General features: G+C 67.2%; 19 protein-coding genes. 7 read left to right on the top strand and 12 right to left on the bottom strand.

Annotated elements, in window-relative coordinates; translation table 11 throughout:
* Positions 1–10 precede the first annotated feature (10 nt).
* Positions 11–1021, bottom strand: a complete 1011-nt coding sequence (locus V5F78_RS22030) for an NAD(P)H-quinone oxidoreductase (RefSeq protein ID WP_394072303.1) — start codon at positions 1019–1021, stop codon at positions 11–13.
* Between the two features lie 253 nt (positions 1022–1274).
* On the opposite strand from V5F78_RS22030, the gene V5F78_RS22025 reads away from it, so the two are divergent.
* Positions 1275–1463 carry a DUF1192 domain-containing protein gene (locus V5F78_RS22025; RefSeq protein WP_394072301.1) on the top strand — a complete coding sequence of 63 codons (189 nt, stop codon included), beginning with the start codon at positions 1275–1277 and terminating at the stop codon, positions 1461–1463.
* Between the two features lie 161 nt (positions 1464–1624).
* Here the strand turns inward: V5F78_RS22025 and rpmE are convergent, their stop codons facing one another.
* The gene (gene rpmE / locus V5F78_RS22020) at positions 1625–1849 is read right to left on the bottom strand and encodes a 50S ribosomal protein L31 (protein ID WP_348845517.1); all 225 of its coding nucleotides are present in this window, start codon (positions 1847–1849) and stop codon (positions 1625–1627) included.
* A 67-nt stretch (positions 1850–1916) separates the two neighbouring features.
* Between rpmE and V5F78_RS22015 the strand changes: the two genes are divergently transcribed.
* A complete protein-coding gene (locus V5F78_RS22015) occupies positions 1917–3749 on the top strand; it encodes an ABC transporter transmembrane domain-containing protein (RefSeq protein WP_394072299.1) in 1833 nt (610 codons plus the stop codon).
* A 7-nt stretch (positions 3750–3756) separates the two neighbouring features.
* Here V5F78_RS22015 and V5F78_RS22010 read toward each other — a convergent pair whose 3' ends face one another.
* From V5F78_RS22010 to V5F78_RS21995, 4 genes are all read right to left on the bottom strand, one after another.
* Positions 3757–4035 (bottom strand): GNAT family N-acetyltransferase, encoded by a 279-nt coding sequence (locus tag V5F78_RS22010; RefSeq protein WP_394072297.1) that lies wholly within the window; start codon positions 4033–4035, stop codon positions 3757–3759.
* A gap of 124 nt (positions 4036–4159) precedes the next feature.
* Positions 4160–4624: a GNAT family N-acetyltransferase gene (locus V5F78_RS22005; protein WP_394072295.1), complete on the bottom strand. Its 465-nt coding sequence runs from the start codon at positions 4622–4624 to the stop codon at positions 4160–4162.
* Between the two features lie 224 nt (positions 4625–4848).
* The gene (locus V5F78_RS22000; protein ID WP_394072293.1) at positions 4849–5328 is read right to left on the bottom strand and encodes a VOC family protein; all 480 of its coding nucleotides are present in this window, start codon (positions 5326–5328) and stop codon (positions 4849–4851) included.
* A gap of 10 nt (positions 5329–5338) precedes the next feature.
* Entirely contained in the window at positions 5339–6442 is a 1104-nt protein-coding gene (locus V5F78_RS21995) for a PA0069 family radical SAM protein (RefSeq protein ID WP_394072339.1), read from the bottom strand.
* Positions 6443–6902: 460 nt separating this feature from the next.
* Between V5F78_RS21995 and V5F78_RS21990 the strand changes: the two genes are divergently transcribed.
* Genes V5F78_RS21990 through V5F78_RS21975 form a run of 4 tightly spaced genes read left to right on the top strand, consistent with a single transcriptional unit; the run spans position 6903 to position 10097 of the window.
* A complete protein-coding gene (locus V5F78_RS21990) occupies positions 6903–7055 on the top strand; it encodes an aa3-type cytochrome c oxidase subunit IV (protein WP_394072291.1) in 153 nt (50 codons plus the stop codon).
* A 30-nt stretch (positions 7056–7085) separates the two neighbouring features.
* Complete coding sequence (locus V5F78_RS21985; protein WP_394072289.1) at positions 7086–8237, top strand: Re/Si-specific NAD(P)(+) transhydrogenase subunit alpha; 1152 nt, start codon at positions 7086–7088, stop codon at positions 8235–8237.
* On the top strand, positions 8234–8689 hold the full coding sequence (locus tag V5F78_RS21980) for a proton-translocating transhydrogenase family protein (RefSeq protein ID WP_348845524.1): 456 nt from the start codon (positions 8234–8236) through the stop codon (positions 8687–8689). Before V5F78_RS21985 ends, V5F78_RS21980 begins: the two co-directional genes overlap by 4 nt.
* Positions 8690–8699: 10 nt before the next feature.
* The gene (locus V5F78_RS21975) at positions 8700–10097 is read left to right on the top strand and encodes an NAD(P)(+) transhydrogenase (Re/Si-specific) subunit beta (protein ID WP_394072287.1); all 1398 of its coding nucleotides are present in this window, start codon (positions 8700–8702) and stop codon (positions 10095–10097) included.
* 217 nt (positions 10098–10314) lie between these two features.
* On the opposite strand, the gene V5F78_RS21970 is transcribed toward V5F78_RS21975, so the two are convergent.
* The 6 genes from V5F78_RS21970 to V5F78_RS21945 all read right to left on the bottom strand — a co-directional run bounded on the left by V5F78_RS21970 (position 10315) and on the right by V5F78_RS21945 (position 15397).
* Positions 10315–10575: a hypothetical protein gene (locus V5F78_RS21970; protein WP_394072285.1), complete on the bottom strand. Its 261-nt coding sequence runs from the start codon at positions 10573–10575 to the stop codon at positions 10315–10317.
* 123 nt (positions 10576–10698) lie between these two features.
* Positions 10699–11583, bottom strand: coding sequence for an alpha/beta fold hydrolase (locus tag V5F78_RS21965; RefSeq protein WP_394072283.1), 885 nt, complete (start codon positions 11581–11583; stop codon positions 10699–10701).
* A gap of 121 nt (positions 11584–11704) precedes the next feature.
* Entirely contained in the window at positions 11705–12187 is a 483-nt protein-coding gene (gene cynS / locus V5F78_RS21960; protein WP_394046361.1) for a cyanase, read from the bottom strand.
* A gap of 99 nt (positions 12188–12286) precedes the next feature.
* Positions 12287–13177, bottom strand: coding sequence for an ABC transporter ATP-binding protein (locus tag V5F78_RS21955; RefSeq protein WP_394072281.1), 891 nt, complete (start codon positions 13175–13177; stop codon positions 12287–12289).
* A gap of 5 nt (positions 13178–13182) precedes the next feature.
* A complete protein-coding gene (gene ntrB, locus V5F78_RS21950) occupies positions 13183–14037 on the bottom strand; it encodes a nitrate ABC transporter permease (RefSeq protein ID WP_394072279.1) in 855 nt (284 codons plus the stop codon).
* A gap of 4 nt (positions 14038–14041) precedes the next feature.
* Entirely contained in the window at positions 14042–15397 is a 1356-nt protein-coding gene (locus tag V5F78_RS21945; protein ID WP_394072277.1) for a CmpA/NrtA family ABC transporter substrate-binding protein, read from the bottom strand.
* 178 nt (positions 15398–15575) lie between these two features.
* Between V5F78_RS21945 and V5F78_RS21940 the strand changes: the two genes are divergently transcribed.
* Complete coding sequence (locus V5F78_RS21940; protein WP_394072275.1) at positions 15576–17525, top strand: sigma 54-interacting transcriptional regulator; 1950 nt, start codon at positions 15576–15578, stop codon at positions 17523–17525.
* The last annotated feature ends 106 nt before the right edge of the window (positions 17526–17631 follow it).

Here is a 17631-nt window from a genome sequence, read left to right as displayed (position 1 = left end):
CGCTGGCCGTTCACGCGACGATAAGCATGATTTTGCCGATATGCGCGCTGGTGTCCATGCGCGCGTGCGCCTCGTTTGCCTTCTCCAAGGGGAAGCTGCAATCAATCAGCGGCCGCACCGTGCCGGCGGCGATCAGCGGAATGACATGCTGGGTCAAGGCGTTGGCGATCGCCTCCTTGTCCGCCACAGGGCGCGCCCGCAAGGTGGAGCCGGTATGCGTCAAGCGCTTCAGCATCAGGCGCATGAAGTCGATATTCACCTTCGAGCCGTCCTGGAAGGCGATCTGCACGATCCGCCCTTCCACCGCCGCCGCCTCGTAATTGCGCTGGATATAGGCGCCGCCCACCACGTCGAGAATCACGTTCGCGCCCTTGCCGCCGGTGGCGCTCTTCACCTCGGCGACGAAATCCCGCGTCTTGTAGTCGATGGCAAGGTCGGCGCCGAGCTTGAGGCAGGCCGCGCATTTTTCCGCCGAGCCAGCAGTGGTGATGACGGTGGCGCCGAACGCCTTGCCGAGCTGAATCGCCGTGGTGCCGATGCCGCCCGTGCCGCCATGCACCAGCAGAGTCTCGCCGCGCTTGAGGCCGGCGCGGTCGAACACATTGCTCCACACGGTGAAGAAGGTTTCCGGGATCGCCGCCGCTTCCACCATGGACAGGCCGGCGGGCACCGGCAAAGCGGTGGCCTCGTGGCTCAGGCAATAGTGCGCATAGCCGCCGCCGGTGACGAGCGCACAGACCGCATCGCCCAGCTTGAAGCGCGTCACCTCGGCACCCGCCGCCACGACCGTGCCGGCAATCTCCAGGCCGGGAATGTCCGAGGCGCCGGGAGGGGCGGGGTAGAGCCCGCGCCGCTGCACCACGTCGGGCCGGTTCACGCCGGCGGCTTCCACCTTCACCAGAATCTCCCGCGGGCCCGGCACCGGCATCGGCCGCTCGCCCGGCACGAGCACCTCGGGGCCGCCGGGCCCGGTGATGTTGATGGCGGTCATGGTGGCGGGAAGCGAGACGGGGTGTGTCATGGCGCGGCTCCGGGAGGGGGCGACAGGCGCCCGACCGTGACGGTGCGGGACGGGAAAGGACGTCCGGCGGGCACGCCGGGATTGGCCCTACTACCCCATGCGGGGCGCGGAAAAAACGGAAAGATGGACGCGCCGGGCGCGAGCGGCTTTTATCCGCACCGACGACCCGGAGCGGAACGCCCGCCTTCGGGATGCTTTGGGTTCGCGGCCGGCCTTGCACCGGCTCGCCTTACGCCGGCCAGGAGAGCGCGCCATGGACGACGACCGCCCCATCGCCCCGAAACCCTCCCCGGTGCTCGCGCCGGCCGATCTCGACCGGCTGTCGGTGGATGAGATCGAAGCCCGCATCGGGCTGCTGAGGGAAGAGATCGCGCGGCTGGAACGGGCGAAGGCGGCCAAGATCGCCTCGCGCGATGCCGCCCATTCGGTGTTCAAGTTCTGAACCGGGCGCAACGCCTTCGGGGCGAGGAACACCAGACACGGCAAAGCCGGCTCGGATGAGCCGGCGCGAGGGCGCGGCGGAAGATGCCGCGCGCACAGATCACAAGTCGGGGAAGCGGTGCGACCGAGCCCCGCAGGACGCGGGGCCGCACCCCTTCGCGATCAGCCCTTGAGCAGGCCGCCGAACTTGTTCTTGAAGCGGGAAACACGGCCGCCGCGGTCGAGCAGCTGCTGGGTGCCGCCGGTCCACGCCGGGTGCGTGCGCGGGTCGATATCGAGCTGAAGGCTGTCGCCCTCCTTGCCGAAGGTCGATCGCGTCGTGTACTCGGTGCCGTCAGTCATCACCACCTTGATGAAATGGTAATCGGGGTGAACGTCGCTCTTCATGGGTTGCGTCCTTCTCGCCGCGCCGAGCATTCAAGCCCGCAGCGGTATGAATTCGTTTCCTGAGGGAATGAGGCGGGTCTATAACCGAGAGCATCCGTTGACACAAGCCGACACAGCACGCGAACCCGCCGTCGATCCCTCCAAATCGGCCAGAAGCCGCCGCAGCATCGGTCCGCTGCTGGCGCTCGGGCCCTATATTCTGCGCTATCGGGCGCGGGTGTGCGGCGCGCTGATCGCATTGACGGTGGCCGCGCTCGCCACCCTCGCGATGCCGGTCGCCGTGCGGCGGATGATTGATTACGGCTTCGCCGCCGACCATGCCGGCTTGATCGACCGCTATTTCGCGGTGCTGATCGTGGTCGTGGGCGTGCTCGCCCTCGCCTCGGCGTCCCGCTATTACCTTGTGACGACGCTGGGCGAACGGGTGGTCGCGGATCTGCGGGCCGCCGTGTTCGCGCGCCTCACCACGCTCGATGGCCCATTTTTCGATACCGCGCGCGCCGGTGAACTCACCTCGCGGCTGGTGGGCGACACCACGCAGATCAAGGCCGCCGTCGGTTCCTCCGCCTCGGTGGCGCTGCGCAACCTCGTCATGTGCATCGGCGCCGTGATCATGATGGTGGTCACGAGCCCGCGGCTGTCGGGCCTGGTGCTCATCGTCATTCCCTTGATCGTGCTGCCCCTGGTCGCCTCCGGCCGCAAGGTGCGCGCCCGTTCGCGGGCGGCACAGGACACCCTGGCGGAGGCCTCCGCCTATGCCTCGGAAGTGATCGGCGCCATGCGCGCGGTCCAGGCTTCCACCGCCGAGGGCTCGGCGCGCGCCCAGTTCGATCGCGCGGTGGAAAAGTCGTTCGAGGCGGCGCGCGGCGCCACGGCGGCACGGTCCTGGCTCACCGGCGTGATCATCTTCCTGGTGTTCTCCAGCGTTGTCGGCGTGCTCTGGGTGGGCGCCCAGTCGGTGCTCAACGGGTCCATGTCATCGGGCCAGCTCAGCCAGTTCCTGCTGTTCGCGGTGCTGGCGGCGAGCGGGCTCGGGGAATTGTCGCAAGTGTGGGGCGAGGTGTCCGCCGCCTCCGGCGCCGCCGAGCGCATCGGCGAATTGCTGAAGGAAGAGCCGAAGGTGAAGGCCCCCGCCGCGCCGGTGGCGCTCGGCCGCGTGTCCGGCGCCATTAGATTCGACCATGTGGGCTTCACCTATCCCACCCGCCCCCATGCGCCCGCGCTGCGCGATGTTTCCTTCACCGTCCGCCCCGGCGAGCGGGTCGCGCTGGTGGGGCCGTCCGGCGCCGGCAAGAGCACCGTGTTCCAATTGCTGGAGCGCTTTTACGACCCGCAGGCCGGCGCCATCCTGCTGGACGAGATCGACGTGACGCGTTGCGATCCTGTCGCGGTGCGGCTCAATCTCGCCTTGGTGCCGCAGGATGTGGCGATTTTCGCCGACACGGTGCGCGAGAACATCCGTCTGGCCCGCCCTGAGGCGAGCGATGCCGAGGTGGAGGCCGCCGGCCGCGCGGCATTGGTGGACGAGTTCGTCACCCGCATGCCCGGCGGCTGGGACACCATGGTGGGCGAGCGCGGGGTGACGCTTTCCGGCGGCCAGCGCCAGCGCATCGTGATCGCCCGCGCGATCCTGCGCGCGGCGCCCATCCTGTTGCTGGACGAGGCCACCAGCGCGCTGGACGCCGAGAGCGAGACGCTGGTGCAGACCGCGCTGGAGCGCTCCATGGAGGGGCGCACCACGCTCGTCATCGCCCATCGCCTCGCGACCGTGCTCTCCGCCGACCGCATCCTGGTGATGGAGGATGGGCGGATCGTGGACGAAGGCACCCATTCCGAACTGGTGGGCAAGGGCGGCCTTTATGCCCGCCTCGCCGCGCTCCAGTTCAACACGGCAGCCTGAGGGCGCTTCAGCCCACGACCAGGTCGGCCACCTCCGGGTGGCGGGCGGCCCATGCGGCCATGAAGGAGCATTGGGTCACGGCTTTGTGCCCGTCCTCGCGGATATGCGCGAACACGCCGGCGGCGAGGCGCGAGCCGATGCCTTGTCCCGACAGCGCCTGCGGCACTTCGGTATGGGTGAGGATCACCCGGTCGCCGTCCAGCTTGTAATAGGCAAGCGCCAGTTCCTCGCCCACCTTCAGCTCGAAGCGGTTCTGGGCGGGATTGTGGATGACGTCTGTCGGCATGGGGACTCCGTTCTATGTGCGATGCGTTGATGAAGCATAAGCCCGAAGAACGGCGGATCGCAGCGGCGGGGCGCCATCACTTTCCCGTTGTGCACGGCGGCGTTCGGGCGGGCATAGGTAAGGCTCAGGCGGCGGGCCGCCATTCCATGCGCCAGATCGCCCGGCCGGACATGGGATTTTGCCCGGCGGAGGCGATCGTGAACCCGAGCTTCTGATAGAAGGCGACGGCGCGGGGGTTATCCTGGTTCACATCCAACGCGATGCCGGCGGGCGCGCGATGCTGGGCGGCGGCCATCAGCGCCTCTGCCGCCCCTTGCCCCCAATGGGCCGGCGCCACCGCCAATTGGTCGAGATAGCCGGTGTTCGGATCAATGATCACGAACCCGGCGGGCGCCCCAGCGGGCGCATCCAGCGCCACATGGGTTTCCGCGCCCTGCCCGTGCAGCTTGGCGATGTGCTCCAGGAGCCAGGGCCGCCGCGCTTCGAAGTCGATCTCGGGCATGGTCCTGGCCCAGGTCGCGACCCAGAGATCGGCAAGCGCGGGCAGATGGGCGGGCGCGAAGGGCACGACAATGAAGGACGAGGCCATGATGCGCCTTGCTGAGGGAGGGTTAGGCCACTCTAGCCCGTCTCGGGCCGGCGCGTCATGGCGCGTTGCGGGACCACCTGCCGCGATCTTATGGCGGGCCCGGCGCCCGCTTTGGGAAAAGGGCGGGGAGGGGTAAGGTCCAGGCGGACGAGACCTGTCCGGCGGAGGCAGCCGGCCCCTCCCCGGGCGCGCATCGTCTGCGCGCAGGGGAATTTTTGTCGCGCTCAGTCCGGCAGCACGAGGCGGCCGGCGGCGTCGAACGGGAAGAAGGAATTGTGCGCCACTTCCCACAGATGCCCGTCGGGATCGGTGAAATAGCCGCTATAGCCACCCCAGAACACGCATTGCCCGCCCTTCACCACCGCCCCGCCCGCTGCCTGTGCGGCCGCAAGGGTGGCATCCACCTCGCCCGGGCTGGCGACGTTGAAGGCGAGCGCGATGCCGGAAAATCCGCCCGCGCTGGTGTCCGCAAGTGTCGCATCGGCCGCGAGCGCCGGGCGCGGGAACAGGGACAGCACGGCCCCGCCGGCATCGAAGAAGGCAACGCCTTCCGTGCTCCGATCCCGCCGCGCCAGGCCGAGGGTTTCATAGAAGGCGATGGCGCGGGGAAGATCGGCCACCCCCAGCGTCACCAGATGCAGGCGAAGCAGCGGCGCGCCGGAGCCGCCTGCGTCGGGGGCGGAAAGGGGCGTGGGGAACGTCATGGGGGCGGCCTCAAGCGAACAGGGACAATTGCTCACCCACCTGGGTGGCGCGCTTGAAATGCTCGGTGGTCAGCTTCAGCCCGCGCCCCACGAGGCCGAGCCGGCGGGCGGCGATCTCGAACCGCCGGCCGATGGTCCAGGCATAGGGCCCCTCCCCCCGGCCGCGCTTGCCGAAGCCGGAATCATAATCCTTCCCGCCGTGCATCTCGCGCACCAGCGACATGATGTGGCGCGCCTTCTCGGGGAAATGGGCGGCCAGCCATTCGCGGAACATGTCGGCGATCTCCAGCGGCAGGCGCAGCGTCACATAGCCGGCCTCGATGGCGCCGGCCGCCTTGGCGCTGTCGAGAATGCGCTCGATCTCCATGTCGTTGAGCGCGGGAATGAGCGGGGCGGCGAGCACGGCGGTGGGAATGCCCGCCTCGCTGAGCCGCCGGATGGTCTCAAGCCGCCGCGCCGGGCTCGCCGCGCGCGGCTCCATCAGGCGGGCGAGCTTGGGATCGAGGGTGGTAATCGAGATCGCCACCTTCACCAGCCCGCGCGCGGCCATGGGGGCGAGAATGTCGATATCCCGCGCCACGAGGCCGGACTTGGTGACGATGCCCACGGGATGGCCGAAATCCCGCAGCACCTCCAAAAGCCGGCGCGTGACCTCATATTGCCGCTCGATGGGCTGGTAGGGATCGGTATTGGTGCCCATGGCGATGGTGCGCGGCGTGTAGGTGCGGTGCATCAGCTCGCGCGCCAGCAGTTCCGGCGCGTCCGGCTTGACGAACAGCTTGCTCTCGAAATCGAGCCCCGCCGAGAGCCCGTGATAGGCATGGGTGGGCCGGGCGAAACAATAGATGCAGCCGTGCTCGCAGCCGCGATAGGCATTGATGGAGCGGTCGAAGGCAATATCGGGTGAGGTGTTGCGGGTGATGACGGTGCGCGCGCGCTCCTCCACCACCTCGGTGCGGAATGCCGGCAGGTCCTCCAGGCTCGCCCAGCCGTCGTCGAACAGGATGCGGGCGGCGGGCTCGAAGCGCCCGGCGGCGTTCGAGACCGCGCCGCGCCCCCGGCGGCGGGCTTCGTCCACCTGCGCCAGCGGGTCCACATCCACCGCCGTCAGCATGTGGTCGGGCCGCGCCGATGCCGCTGCGGCAGAGGCCGCGAGAGGAGCATCCGGCGCCGGCGCGACTTCCGCTTCGGCATGCGCCTCGGCCACGGCCCGCGCCCGGGCGGCGGCGCGCTGGCCGCGATCGCTGGTCAAGCGGCCAACAATCTGGTCGCTTTTGTTGCTTTTTTTTGTCGCGGAAGCGACGGAACGCTTCGCCTGGGCCCGCGCCGGCCGCGATGCGGACTCGGCGGTCGTGGCGCCGGCAGAAGCTACCGGTAGGGCAGAATCGCGCTGAAAATCCATGATTTCATGCTACATCAGCCTACGAACAAAACAAGAACAAATGCGGGTTCGGCCGTTGCGTTTTTGGCCTTGAACCTTGGCGTATCTGGTATATTGTCCACCAGCGCGAGTTGCCACAGAAGCCCTTCTCCGCTAAAGGGCCAAGGCCACCGTCAGCTGAGGGGGAACGCCAATGGCCGAGCACGGCTCGATTGAATATGTGACAGCCGAGGGCAACGATTACGCCGAGCATGCCCGGACGTTTGCGCTCTTTACGCAGCTCACGAAATACGGCGCGATCACGGTCGCCGTCATTCTCGTCCTCATGTGGATTTTCCTGCTCTGAGTCACGCACTCGGACTTCGGAGACGTTTCAATGAAAATCGCTGTCCCCGTCGAGATTGATCTCGGCGAGCCGCGGGTCGCTGCGAGCCCCGATACGGTGAAGCGCCTGACCGCGCTTGGCGCCAACGTCGTGGTCGAAAGCGGCGCCGGCGTGAAATCCGGTATCCTCGACGCCGATTATGAAGCCGCCGGTGCCACCATTGCCCAGACCGCCAGCGACGCGGTGAGCGGTGCCGATGTGGTACTCAAGGTGCGCCGTCCGACGGAAGCTGAACTTTCGTCCTATAAGCGCGGCGCCCTGGTGTTCGCCATCATGGATCCCTACGGCAACGAGGCCGCGCTGAAGGCCATGGCCGATGCCGGGGTTGCCGCCTTCGCCATGGAGCTGATGCCCCGCATCACCCGCGCGCAGGTGATGGACGTGCTGTCCTCCCAGGCCAATCTCGCCGGCTATCGCGCCGTCATCGACGCCGCCGAACAATTCGGCCGCGCGCTGCCGATGATGATGACCGCCGCCGGCACCGTTCCCGCTGCCCGCGTGTTCGTCATGGGCGCCGGCGTCGCCGGCCTCCAGGCCATCGCCACCGCCCGCCGCCTCGGCGCCGTGGTGACCGCGACCGACGTGCGCCCTGCCTCCAAGGAACAGGTCGAATCCCTCGGCGCGAAGTTCGTCGCCGTGGAAGACGACGAGTTCAAGCAGGCCGAGACCGCCGCCGGCTACGCCAAGCCCATGTCGGCCGAATACCAGGCCAAGCAGGCGGCTCTCGTCGCCGAGCACATCAAGAAGCAGGACATCGTCATCACGACCGCCCTGATCCCCGGCCGCGCCGCGCCGCGCCTGGTGACGGCGGCCATGGTGGCCTCCATGAAGCCCGGCTCCGTGCTCATCGACCTCGCGGTCGAGCGCGGCGGCAATGTGGAAGGCGCCGAGCCCGGCCAGGTGGTGGACGTGAACGGCGTGAAGATCGTCGGCTATCTCAACGTCGCCGGCCGCATCGCCGCCTCGGCTTCGCTGCTGTACGCCAAGAACCTCTATGCCTTCGTCGAGACCCTGGTGGACAAGTCGGCCAAGGCCCTCGCCGTGAAGTGGGACGACGAGCTCGTGAAGGCGACGCTCCTCACCCGCGACGGCGCCGTGGTTCACCCGAACTTCGCCCCCAAGGTTGAGGGAGCCGCCCAATGAACCCCATCACTGCCCAGACCGCCGCTGACGCCGCCGCCCAGGCGCGCGCTGCCGCCGAGGTGGCCCGCCAGGCCGCCGAAGCCGCCCAGATCTATGCCGATCAGGCGGCCACCGCCCTCGGCGCGGTCGCCCATGCCGCCACCGGCGGCGCCATCGACCCGTTCGTGTTCCGCCTCTCCATCTTCGTGCTGGCCGTGTTCGTTGGCTATTACGTCGTGTGGTCGGTGACGCCGGCGCTCCACACCCCGCTGATGTCCGTCACCAACGCGATCTCCTCGGTGATCGTGGTGGGCGCGCTGCTGGCGGTTGGTGTTTCCACGGTCGGCGATGCCGGCCATTCTCTGTGGGCGCGCGGCTTCGGCTTCATCGCTCTCATCTTTGCGTCGGTGAACATTTTCGGCGGGTTCCTCGTGACCAGCCGCATGCTCGCCATGTACCAAAAGAAGAAGTGAGGGCGGACCCATGAACGCCAATCTGGCCGCGCTTCTTTACCTGGTTGCGGGCATCCTCTTCGTGCTCGCGCTGCGGGGGCTCTCGCATCCCACCACGTCGCGTCAGGGCAATATGTTCGGCATGGTCGGCATGGCGATTGCCGTGCTCACCACGCTCGCGCTCTCGCCGCCCGCCGACATTCTCGGCTGGGTGCTGGTGATCGCAGGCATCGGCATCGGCGGCGGCATCGGCGCGGTTGTCGCCCGCCGCATCGCCATGACCGCCATGCCCCAGCTGGTCGCGGCCTTCCACTCGCTGGTGGGCCTTGCGGCGGTGCTGGTGGCGGCGGCGGCGCTCTATGCCCCGGCGGCGTTCGGCATCGGCGAACCGGGCAACATCCACGGCGCCAGCCTGATCGAGATGACGCTGGGCGTCGCCATCGGCGCGATCACCTTTACGGGCTCGATCATCGCCTTCGCGAAGCTCAACGGCAACATGTCCGGCAAGCCGATCATGCTGCCCATGCGCCACTTCATCAACGGCGGCCTGGCGCTGCTGCTGGTGGTGCTGATCATCGCCTTCGTGATGACCGGCTCGATCCCGCTGTTCTGGATCATCACCCTGCTCTCGCTGGTGCTGGGCGGCCTGCTGATCATCCCGATCGGCGGCGCCGACATGCCGGTGGTCGTGTCCATGCTCAATTCCTATTCGGGTTGGGCGGCGGCCGGCATCGGCTTCACGCTGGGCAACACCGCGCTCATCATCACGGGCGCGCTGGTGGGCTCCTCGGGCGCGATCCTGTCCTACATCATGTGTAAGGGCATGAACCGGTCCTTCATCTCGGTCATCCTCGGCGGCTTCGGTGGCGAAGTGGCGGCGGGTGCCGGTGGCGCGGTGGAAAGCCGCCCGGTGAAGCAGGGCTCGGCTGATGATGCCGCTTACATCATGAAGAACGCCCAGAAGGTTATCATCGTGCCGGGCTACGGCATGGCGGTGGCCCAGGCCCAGCACGCGCTGCGTGAAATGGCCGACAAGCTGAAGGAAGAGGGCGTCGAGGTGAAGTACGCCATCCATCCGGTGGCGGGCCGCATGCCCGGGCATATGAACGTGCTGCTGGCGGAAGCCCAGGTGCCTTACGACGAGGTCTTCGAGCTGGAAGACATCAACTCCGAGTTCGCCCAGGCCGACGTGGCCTTCGTCATCGGCGCCAACGACGTGACCAACCCGGCCGCGAAGACCGACCCCTCTTCCGCCATCTACGGCATGCCGATCCTGGACGTCGAAAAGGCCAAGACGGTGCTGTTCATCAAGCGCGGCATGGGCTCCGGCTATGCGGGCGTGGAGAACGAGCTGTTCTTCCGCGACAACACGATGATGTTGTTCGGCGACGCCAAGAAGGTGACCGAGGAAATCGTCAAGAACCTCTGATCTAACCTCTGATCTCTTGAAGCGTCTCACCCTCCCGCTGCTGCGAGACGGGATCAAAAGAAAGGCCGCCGGACGCAAGCCCGGCGGCCTTTTCATGTGCGGTGACTTTACGTACGGTGACTTCATGTGCGGCGACAGTGCGCGCGCCAATGGCGCGATCCCCGGGCAGGCGGCCATCGCGGCGCGGTCTTGCCCGTAGCGGTCTTGACCGTAGCGCTCAGGCGGCCGGGGGCTCCTTCGGCGTGGTGTCGAACCGGGCTTCGCCGATCTCATGTCCGTGGCGGGAAATGAAGCGCGCGAGGGCGAAGGCGCCCACCACCGTCACCGCCAGGATCAGCGCCAGGAAGCCTATGTCCCCGCCGTCCTCATGAAGCTTGGCGATGGCGGCCATGCCGGTCAGCAGGATGACGCTCACGCCTCCGGTCACCGCCCAGCTGTTGGACCGTTGCGGCTGCGATTGCGGCTCGGGCGTCGGCATTCTCGGCATCTCCTGGTCCCCATCCATGTGGGTGTCCTCCCCCGCGTGCGGGAGAAGAAAAGATAGAAGGAATTGCTCGTCCGCGACACCGCGCCGGGTCAGCGACGGCGGGCGGACCGCCGCTCAGTCCGCGAAGAAGGCGACGAGACGGGGAATGACCTTCTCCGGCGCCTCGTCCATCAGCCAATGGCCCGAGCCCTCGACCACGACGCCCTCCACGTTTTCAGCCACCAGCCGGCCCTGGGCGATCAGGAATTCGCCGGAGGCCTTCTCTCCCGTGAGCACCAGCATGGGCATGGTGAGCTTGGCTTCGGCGAAGCGGGCGAAATCCGCCGCGTCGCGCTCGAACGCGCGGAACACCTCGAACCCCGCCGCCATGCCGCCGGGCTGCGCATAGGCCGCCGCATAAAACTGGCGATCCGCCTCCGACACCGAATGGGCGGGATCGGCGGCGAAATCGTTCCAGAAATGCTCGAAATAGATGCGCTCGCGGCCCTCGACGAGCGCCAGCGGCGTCTTGCCGTAGAAATGGAAATGCCACAGGTCGCGCATCAGCCAGACGTGCGTCCAGTCGCCGACACCGGGGAGGAAAGCATCCATCAGCGCGATGCGCGTCACCGCCTCGGGATATTGGGCGGCATAGGCATAGGCGACCATGAGCCCGATATCGTGCCCGACCACGCCCGCGCGGTCGATGCCGAGCCCCGTTGCGAGAGCGCGCACATCCTGCGCCATCGTGGCCTTGTGGTATCCCGTCTCCGGCTTCGAAGACTCGCCGAAGCCGCGCAGGTCGGGCGCGATCACGCGGTGGGTCCTGGCGAGTTCGGCGATCAGCGGCCGCCACATATGGCTGGTCTGCGCATAGCCGTGCAGCAGCAGCACGGGATCGCCCTCACCTGCCTCCAGATAGTGCAGGCGCAGCGGGCCAAGCTCGACGAAGCGGCTCGCGATGTCCAAGCCCAGGTCGTCTTCTCCCGGCGTTCCCGATGTCCCTTGGTCCGCAGTCATCTCGGCGTCCTCCCCCCGCGTGCAGGAGGAGAAATGATAGCAGGAAACATGCGCCCCGAACCGGGCGATGCACGTCCCGCGCGCGCCCTCCCGCGCTTTCTTCGCGCGGGCGTCGCGCCGCTCAGCCTTCCTTGAAGCCGTATTCCGGCGTGCCCTGCTCGGCGCCGTAATATTTGTACGGCAGGAACTTGCCGGTCATGGTCAGCTTCACCCGGTCGCCCTTGGGATTGGCGAGGCGCTCCATGTCGATGTCGAAATCGATGGCGGACATGATGCCGTCGCCGAATTCCTCCTCGATCAGCGCCTTGAACGCCGGGCCGTTCACCATCACCATTTCGTAGAAGCGATAGATCAGCGGGTCGGTGGGGGGCATGGGCGTGCCGCGATAGGGCACCTCGTTCAGCATGCGCTCCTCGACCTCGGAGAGGCCGAACAGCTCGGCGGCGGCCTTGGCCAGCGGCTTCACCAGCTTCATCTGGCCGAGCAGCGCGCCCACCACCAGCATCGGCGACATGCCGCCGATCTCATCGGTGATGTACTTCCAGGTCCAGCCCTTCTCGCGCTTGATGTCGAGGATCTTCTCGGTGAGTTGTTCGCGCTTCATGTTCTTCTCCTTGAGTCTTGAGCGTGTGTGTCTTGAGCGTGTGTGTCTCGGGCGCTTGTGTCCCGGGCGCTTGTGTCCCGGGCGTTTGAAAACGAGGCGTCACGCCGCGCGCTTGTCGCCGTCGGGCGAGGGCTGGGGCGCGGCGGTGGGGCGCACCACCGGGGGATGGCGGTGGTCGTATCCGGCGGGGCGCTGGTCCTTGAAGGTCTTCGAGCGCTCCACCAGGAAGTCGATGAGATGGTTGCGCACCGCGTAGAAATCCGCCTGCTTGTGGATGTCGAGGCGGCGGCGCTCGCGCGGCAGGGGGTTCTGCACGATCTCGGCGATGGTGGCGTTCGGGCCGTTGGTCATCAGCACGATGCGGTCGGCGAGATAGATCGCCTCGTCCACGTCATGGGTGATCATGAAAACGGTCTGCCCGGTCTCCAGGCAGATGCGGCGCACCTCGTCCTGCAACGTGCCGCGGGTGAGTGCGTCGAGGGCGGAGAAGGGCTCGTCCATCAGCAGCATCTTGGGCTCGATGGAGAGCGCGCGGGCGATGCCGACGCGCTGCTTCATGCCGCCGGAGAGTTCCGACGGGCGCTTGCTCTCCGAGCCCTTGAGCCCGACCACCTCGATGAAGCGCATGGCGTGCGCGCGCACCTGCGCGCGGCTCCAGCCCTTGTGGCGGGAGGAGACCGCATAGGCGACATTGCCGAGCACGGTCAGCCAGGGCATCAAGGCGTGGCTCTGGAAGATCACGGCGCGGTCGAGCGCCGGCCCCTCGATGGCGGTGCCATCCACCACCACCGCGCCGTCGTCCGGGCGGTCGAGGCCGGAGAGGATGTTCAGCACCGTGGTCTTGCCGCAGCCGGAATGGCCGATGATGCAGGCGAACTCGCCCTTGCTCATGGAGAACCACAGGTCCTCGAACACGGTGGTGGTGCGGCCGCCGGCCGCCTGGAAGCGGCGGGAGATGCCTTCGATGGAAACATAGCGGGGCTCGTTCATGCGCCTCACTCCGGAAACGTGACGAGGCGGGCGACGAAGGCCAGGATCTGGTCGAGCAGCATCCCCATGACCCCGATCACCAGGATGGCGATGATCACATTGGTCAGGGAAAGGTTGTTCCACTCGTTCCAGACGAAATAGCCGATGCCGGTGCCGCCCACGAGCATCTCGGCCGCGACGATCACGAGCCAGGCGATGCCGATGGAAATCCGCATGCCGGTGAGGATGGTCGGCGCGGCGGCGGGCAGGATCACGGTGAAGGCGCGCTTGAGCGGCCCCACCTCCAGCGTGCGCGCCACGTTCAGCCATTCCTTGCGCACGCTGGCGACACCGAAGGCGGTGTTCAGCAGCATCGGCCAGACCGAGCAGATGAAGATGACGAACACCGCCGAGGTGTCGGAATCCTTGATGGTGTAGAGCGCCAGCGGCATCCAGGCCAAGGGCGATATGGGCTTGAGCACCTGGATGAAGGGATCGAGCGCCTTGCTCATCAGCGGCGACATGCCGATGACGAAGCCGAGCGGAATCGCCACCAGCACCGCGATGCCATAGCCCAGCAGCACCCGGCCGAGGGAATAGGCGAGCTGGATGCCGACGCCCTTGTCGTTCGGCCCCCGGTCGTAGAACGGGTCTGTGAGGACGTTCCAGAGGCCCTTGCCCACGTCCACCGGGCTCGGCACCGCCGATTTGCCGGTGGAGGCGGTGAGGCCCATCAGCTTGGCATATTCCGGATCCATGCCGGAGGCGGCACCCGCCCCGGCCCCGCCGAAGCCTGCGGTGCTCCCCTGCCAAACCAGCAGGAGAGCGACCAGGAGCAGCACCGAAACGAGCGCGGCGCGCAAAGTCAAAGTCGACGACATCCGCTCAGGTCCGCTTGATGGCGAAGCTCTCGACATAGGCGTCGGGCTTGGCGGGATCGAACGGCTTGCCCATGACGACGATGGTCTTGGTGGGCGCCGGCGGGGTCAGGCCCATGTCCTTCATCACGGCGGCGCATTCGGTGGCGAGGAACACCTGCTTGGCGATGCCGGCATAATCCACGTCGCCCTTCACCTGGCCCCAGCGCTTCATCTGGGTGAGGATCCAGATGGCGAAGGAATCGTACGGGAAGGGCTCGAAGGTAACCCGGTTCGGGTCCTTCTTGATGTTGCCGAGGCCGTCCGCATAGGTGCCGGTGAGCACCTGTTCCAGCACCACCGGGGGCGCGTTGAGATAGTTCGCGGGGGCGATGGCCTCGGCGATCTGCTTGCGGTTTTCCGGCTTCTGGGCATAGGCGCTGGCGTCGATGATGGCGCGCAGCAAAGCGGCGTAGGTGTTGGGATTGGTGGTGACGAATTCCTTGCTGGCGGAGAACGAGCAGCAGGGATGCCCGTCCCAGATCTCCTTGGAGAGGATGTGGATGAAGCCCACCCCGTCATAGACCGCGCGCTGGCAGACATTATCCGGCGCCAGGAAGCCGTCGATATTGTCGGCGCGCAGGTTGGCGACCATTTCCGGCGGCGGCACCGAGCGCAGCTGCACGTCCGCGTCGGGGTCGATGCCGTGCTCCGCCAGATAATAACGCAGCAGGTAATTGTGCATGGAATAGTCGAACGGGATCGCGAGCTTGAAGCCCTTCCAATCCTTCGGATCGCGCTTGTCCTTGTGCTTCATCGCGAGGGTGATGCACTGGCCGTTGATGTTCTCGATCGCCGGCACGGAGAAGGGGATGGGATTGGAGCCAAGGCCCATCGAGATGGCGATGGGCATGGGCGAGAGCATGTGGGCGGCGTCGTATTCCTTGTTGATGGTCTTGTCGCGCACCACCGCCCAGCCGGCGGTCTTCACCACGTCCACGTTCAGGCCATGCTTGGTGTAGAAGCCGAGCGGGTGCGCCATGATGATGGGGGTCGCGCAGGTGATCGGGATGAAGCCGACCTTCAGGTCCTTCTTCTCGATCGGCCCGGTGCCCTGCGCGAAGGCTTCCGTGACCATGCCCATGGGCAGGAATTGGGCAAGCGCTGCCGCCACCGTGGTGCCGCCGATGGCTTTGAGGAAGGCGCGGCGATGGGCATCCTGCGGAAACAGGGCGTGCAGCACCGTCTTTTCCACCAGGCTGCCATAGCGCGCTTCCTCAGAGGCGCGGGCCGCGGCCTCGTGCTCCGCGGCCGAGCGGTGCCGGCCGCACGCGCAGCCGGAAAACAAACGGGAAAAGCGCCGGAAGGTGTCTTTGCTCGTCATGGACCGCCTCATGCTGGAAGACCGGGAGGGGAAGCTCTCCCCCTGACGTTAAGCAAAGCGCATGCCACCACCGGACACCGGAATTTTTCCTGACTTATCAATGGCCTGCGAAAATCGCTGGATTCACGAGTTTTCGTGATTTATGATTTTTCGTAATTCAACTTGCGAAAAATCGTAAATGGACGCCCTCGACCTGCCCCAGCTGCCGCGCTTCGGCCCGTTCGGTCCCGCCTTCGACGCGGGGATCGAGGCGGAATTGGCGGTCGACACCGAAACCGCCCGCATCCTCGATGCAAACCCCGCCGCCTGCCGGCTGCTGGGCCATACCCGCGAGGCATTGAAAGCCATGCAGATCTTCGATCTGCATCCCGGTCAGGCGTCCGCTCTGGTGGTGTTCACCCAAGCCGTCATGGATCGCGGCGCCCATTGGACGCGCTCGCTCTCCCCCCAGCATGCCGACGGGCGGCCCCTGCGGCTGGAATATGCCGGCATCCAGGTCACCAGCCCGCGCGGGCGCACGCTGCTGATCACCCTGCACGATCTTGAGGCACGCCATCGCCGCGACATTGATGCGGATGCGGATTCCTTCATGCGCGAAGGCATCGCCGAATGGCAGCGGGTGGACCGCTTCTTCCGCGACATCGAGCGCGAGAACCGCCTGATCCTCCATGCGGTCGGCGAAGGCATCTATGGGGTGAATTCAGAGGGCAAGACCACCTTCGTTAATCCCGCCGCCGAGCAGATGCTGGGCTGGACGGCGGAGGAGCTGATCGGCCGCGACATGCACACCATGGTGCATCACCACCATCATGACGGCAGCCCCTACCCCCACAAGACCTGCCCCATCTATGCCGCGTTCCGCGACGGCGCGGTGCACCGGGTGGAGAATGAGGTGTTCTGGCATCGTTCCGGCACGCCGGTCTGGGTGGAATATACCTCCACCCCGATCCGCGACCGGGGCGTGCTGATCGGCGCCGTGGTGGCGTTCCGCGATGTCACCCAGCGCCGCGAGGCGGACGAGAAGCTGCGCGCCGCGCTCGCCGAGGTGGACAGCCTGCGCGAGCGGCTGGAGCTGGAGAATGCCTATCTCCAGGAGGAAATCCGCGCCGAGGGCAGCCATCGCGGCGTCATCGGCCGCAGCGAAGCCATCAAGAAAGTGCTGCGCCAGGTGGAATTGGTGGCGCCCACGGAAGCGAGCGTGCTCATCACCGGGGAATCCGGCACCGGCAAGGAATTGATCGCCCGCGCCATCCATGAGGCCAGCGACCGGCGCGAGCGCCCGCTGATCCGGGTGAATTGCGCGGCCATCCCGCGCGAATTGTTCGAGAGCGAATTCTTCGGCCATGCGCGCGGCGCCTTCACCGGCGCGCTGCGCGACCGCATCGGCCGGTTCGAACTCGCCGATCATGGCACGCTGTTCCTCGACGAGGTGGGCGAAATCCCCATCGAGCTGCAAAGCAAGCTGCTGCGGGTGCTTCAGGAAGGCCAGTTCGAGCGGATCGGCGAGGAGCGCACCCGCTCCGTGGACGTGCGCATCATCGCCGCCACCAATCGGGACCTGCGGGCCGAGGTGCGCGCCGGCCGGTTCCGCGAGGACCTGTTCTACCGCCTCAATGTCATGCCCATCGAATCCGCGCCCTTGCGCGAGCGGCGGGAGGATATTCCCGCCCTCGCCTTGCATTTCCTCGGCGGCGCCTCGCGCAAGCCGCTTTCCGGCGCGCTGCAATTGAGCGAGGGCGACATGCGCAAGCTCGTCGCCTACGACTGGCCGGGCAATGTGCGCGAGCTGCAGAATGTGATCGAGCGCGGCATCATCCTCGCGCGCAACGGCCGCCTCATCATCGACCTGCCGGAGCCGCACGAAGATGCCGCCCCGCCCCCCGCGCCGGGCGCCCTGGAGGGGCTGGAGACCGAGGGCGAGCGCCGCGCCCGCCATCGCGCCAGCATCCTCGCCGCGCTGGAGGCGGCCGGTGGCAAGGTGTCGGGGCCGGGGGGCGCGGCCGAGCGGCTCGGCCTCAAGTCCACCACCCTCGCCTCGCGCATGAAGAGCCTCGGCATCGCCGCACCCAAAGCCGGGCCGCTCAAAGCGGGGGCACGCGAGCCGGGGGCACGCGACCGGGCGCGTTAGACGAGGGGCGCGGGGCCGGCCGGAGGGAGAGGGCGACGCCCTGGCGCGCGTCCCGGATTCATGGACGGCGAAGGTGCGCCCGAAATGCCGGATTCATCGCCCGAAC

The sequence above is a fragment of the Roseixanthobacter glucoisosaccharinicivorans genome (assembly GCF_043195095.2).
GTDB lineage: Bacteria > Pseudomonadota > Alphaproteobacteria > Rhizobiales > Xanthobacteraceae > NCEH01.
The sequence above is the reverse complement of the archived record's forward strand: the minus strand, read 5'-3'. Positions and strand labels throughout refer to the sequence as shown.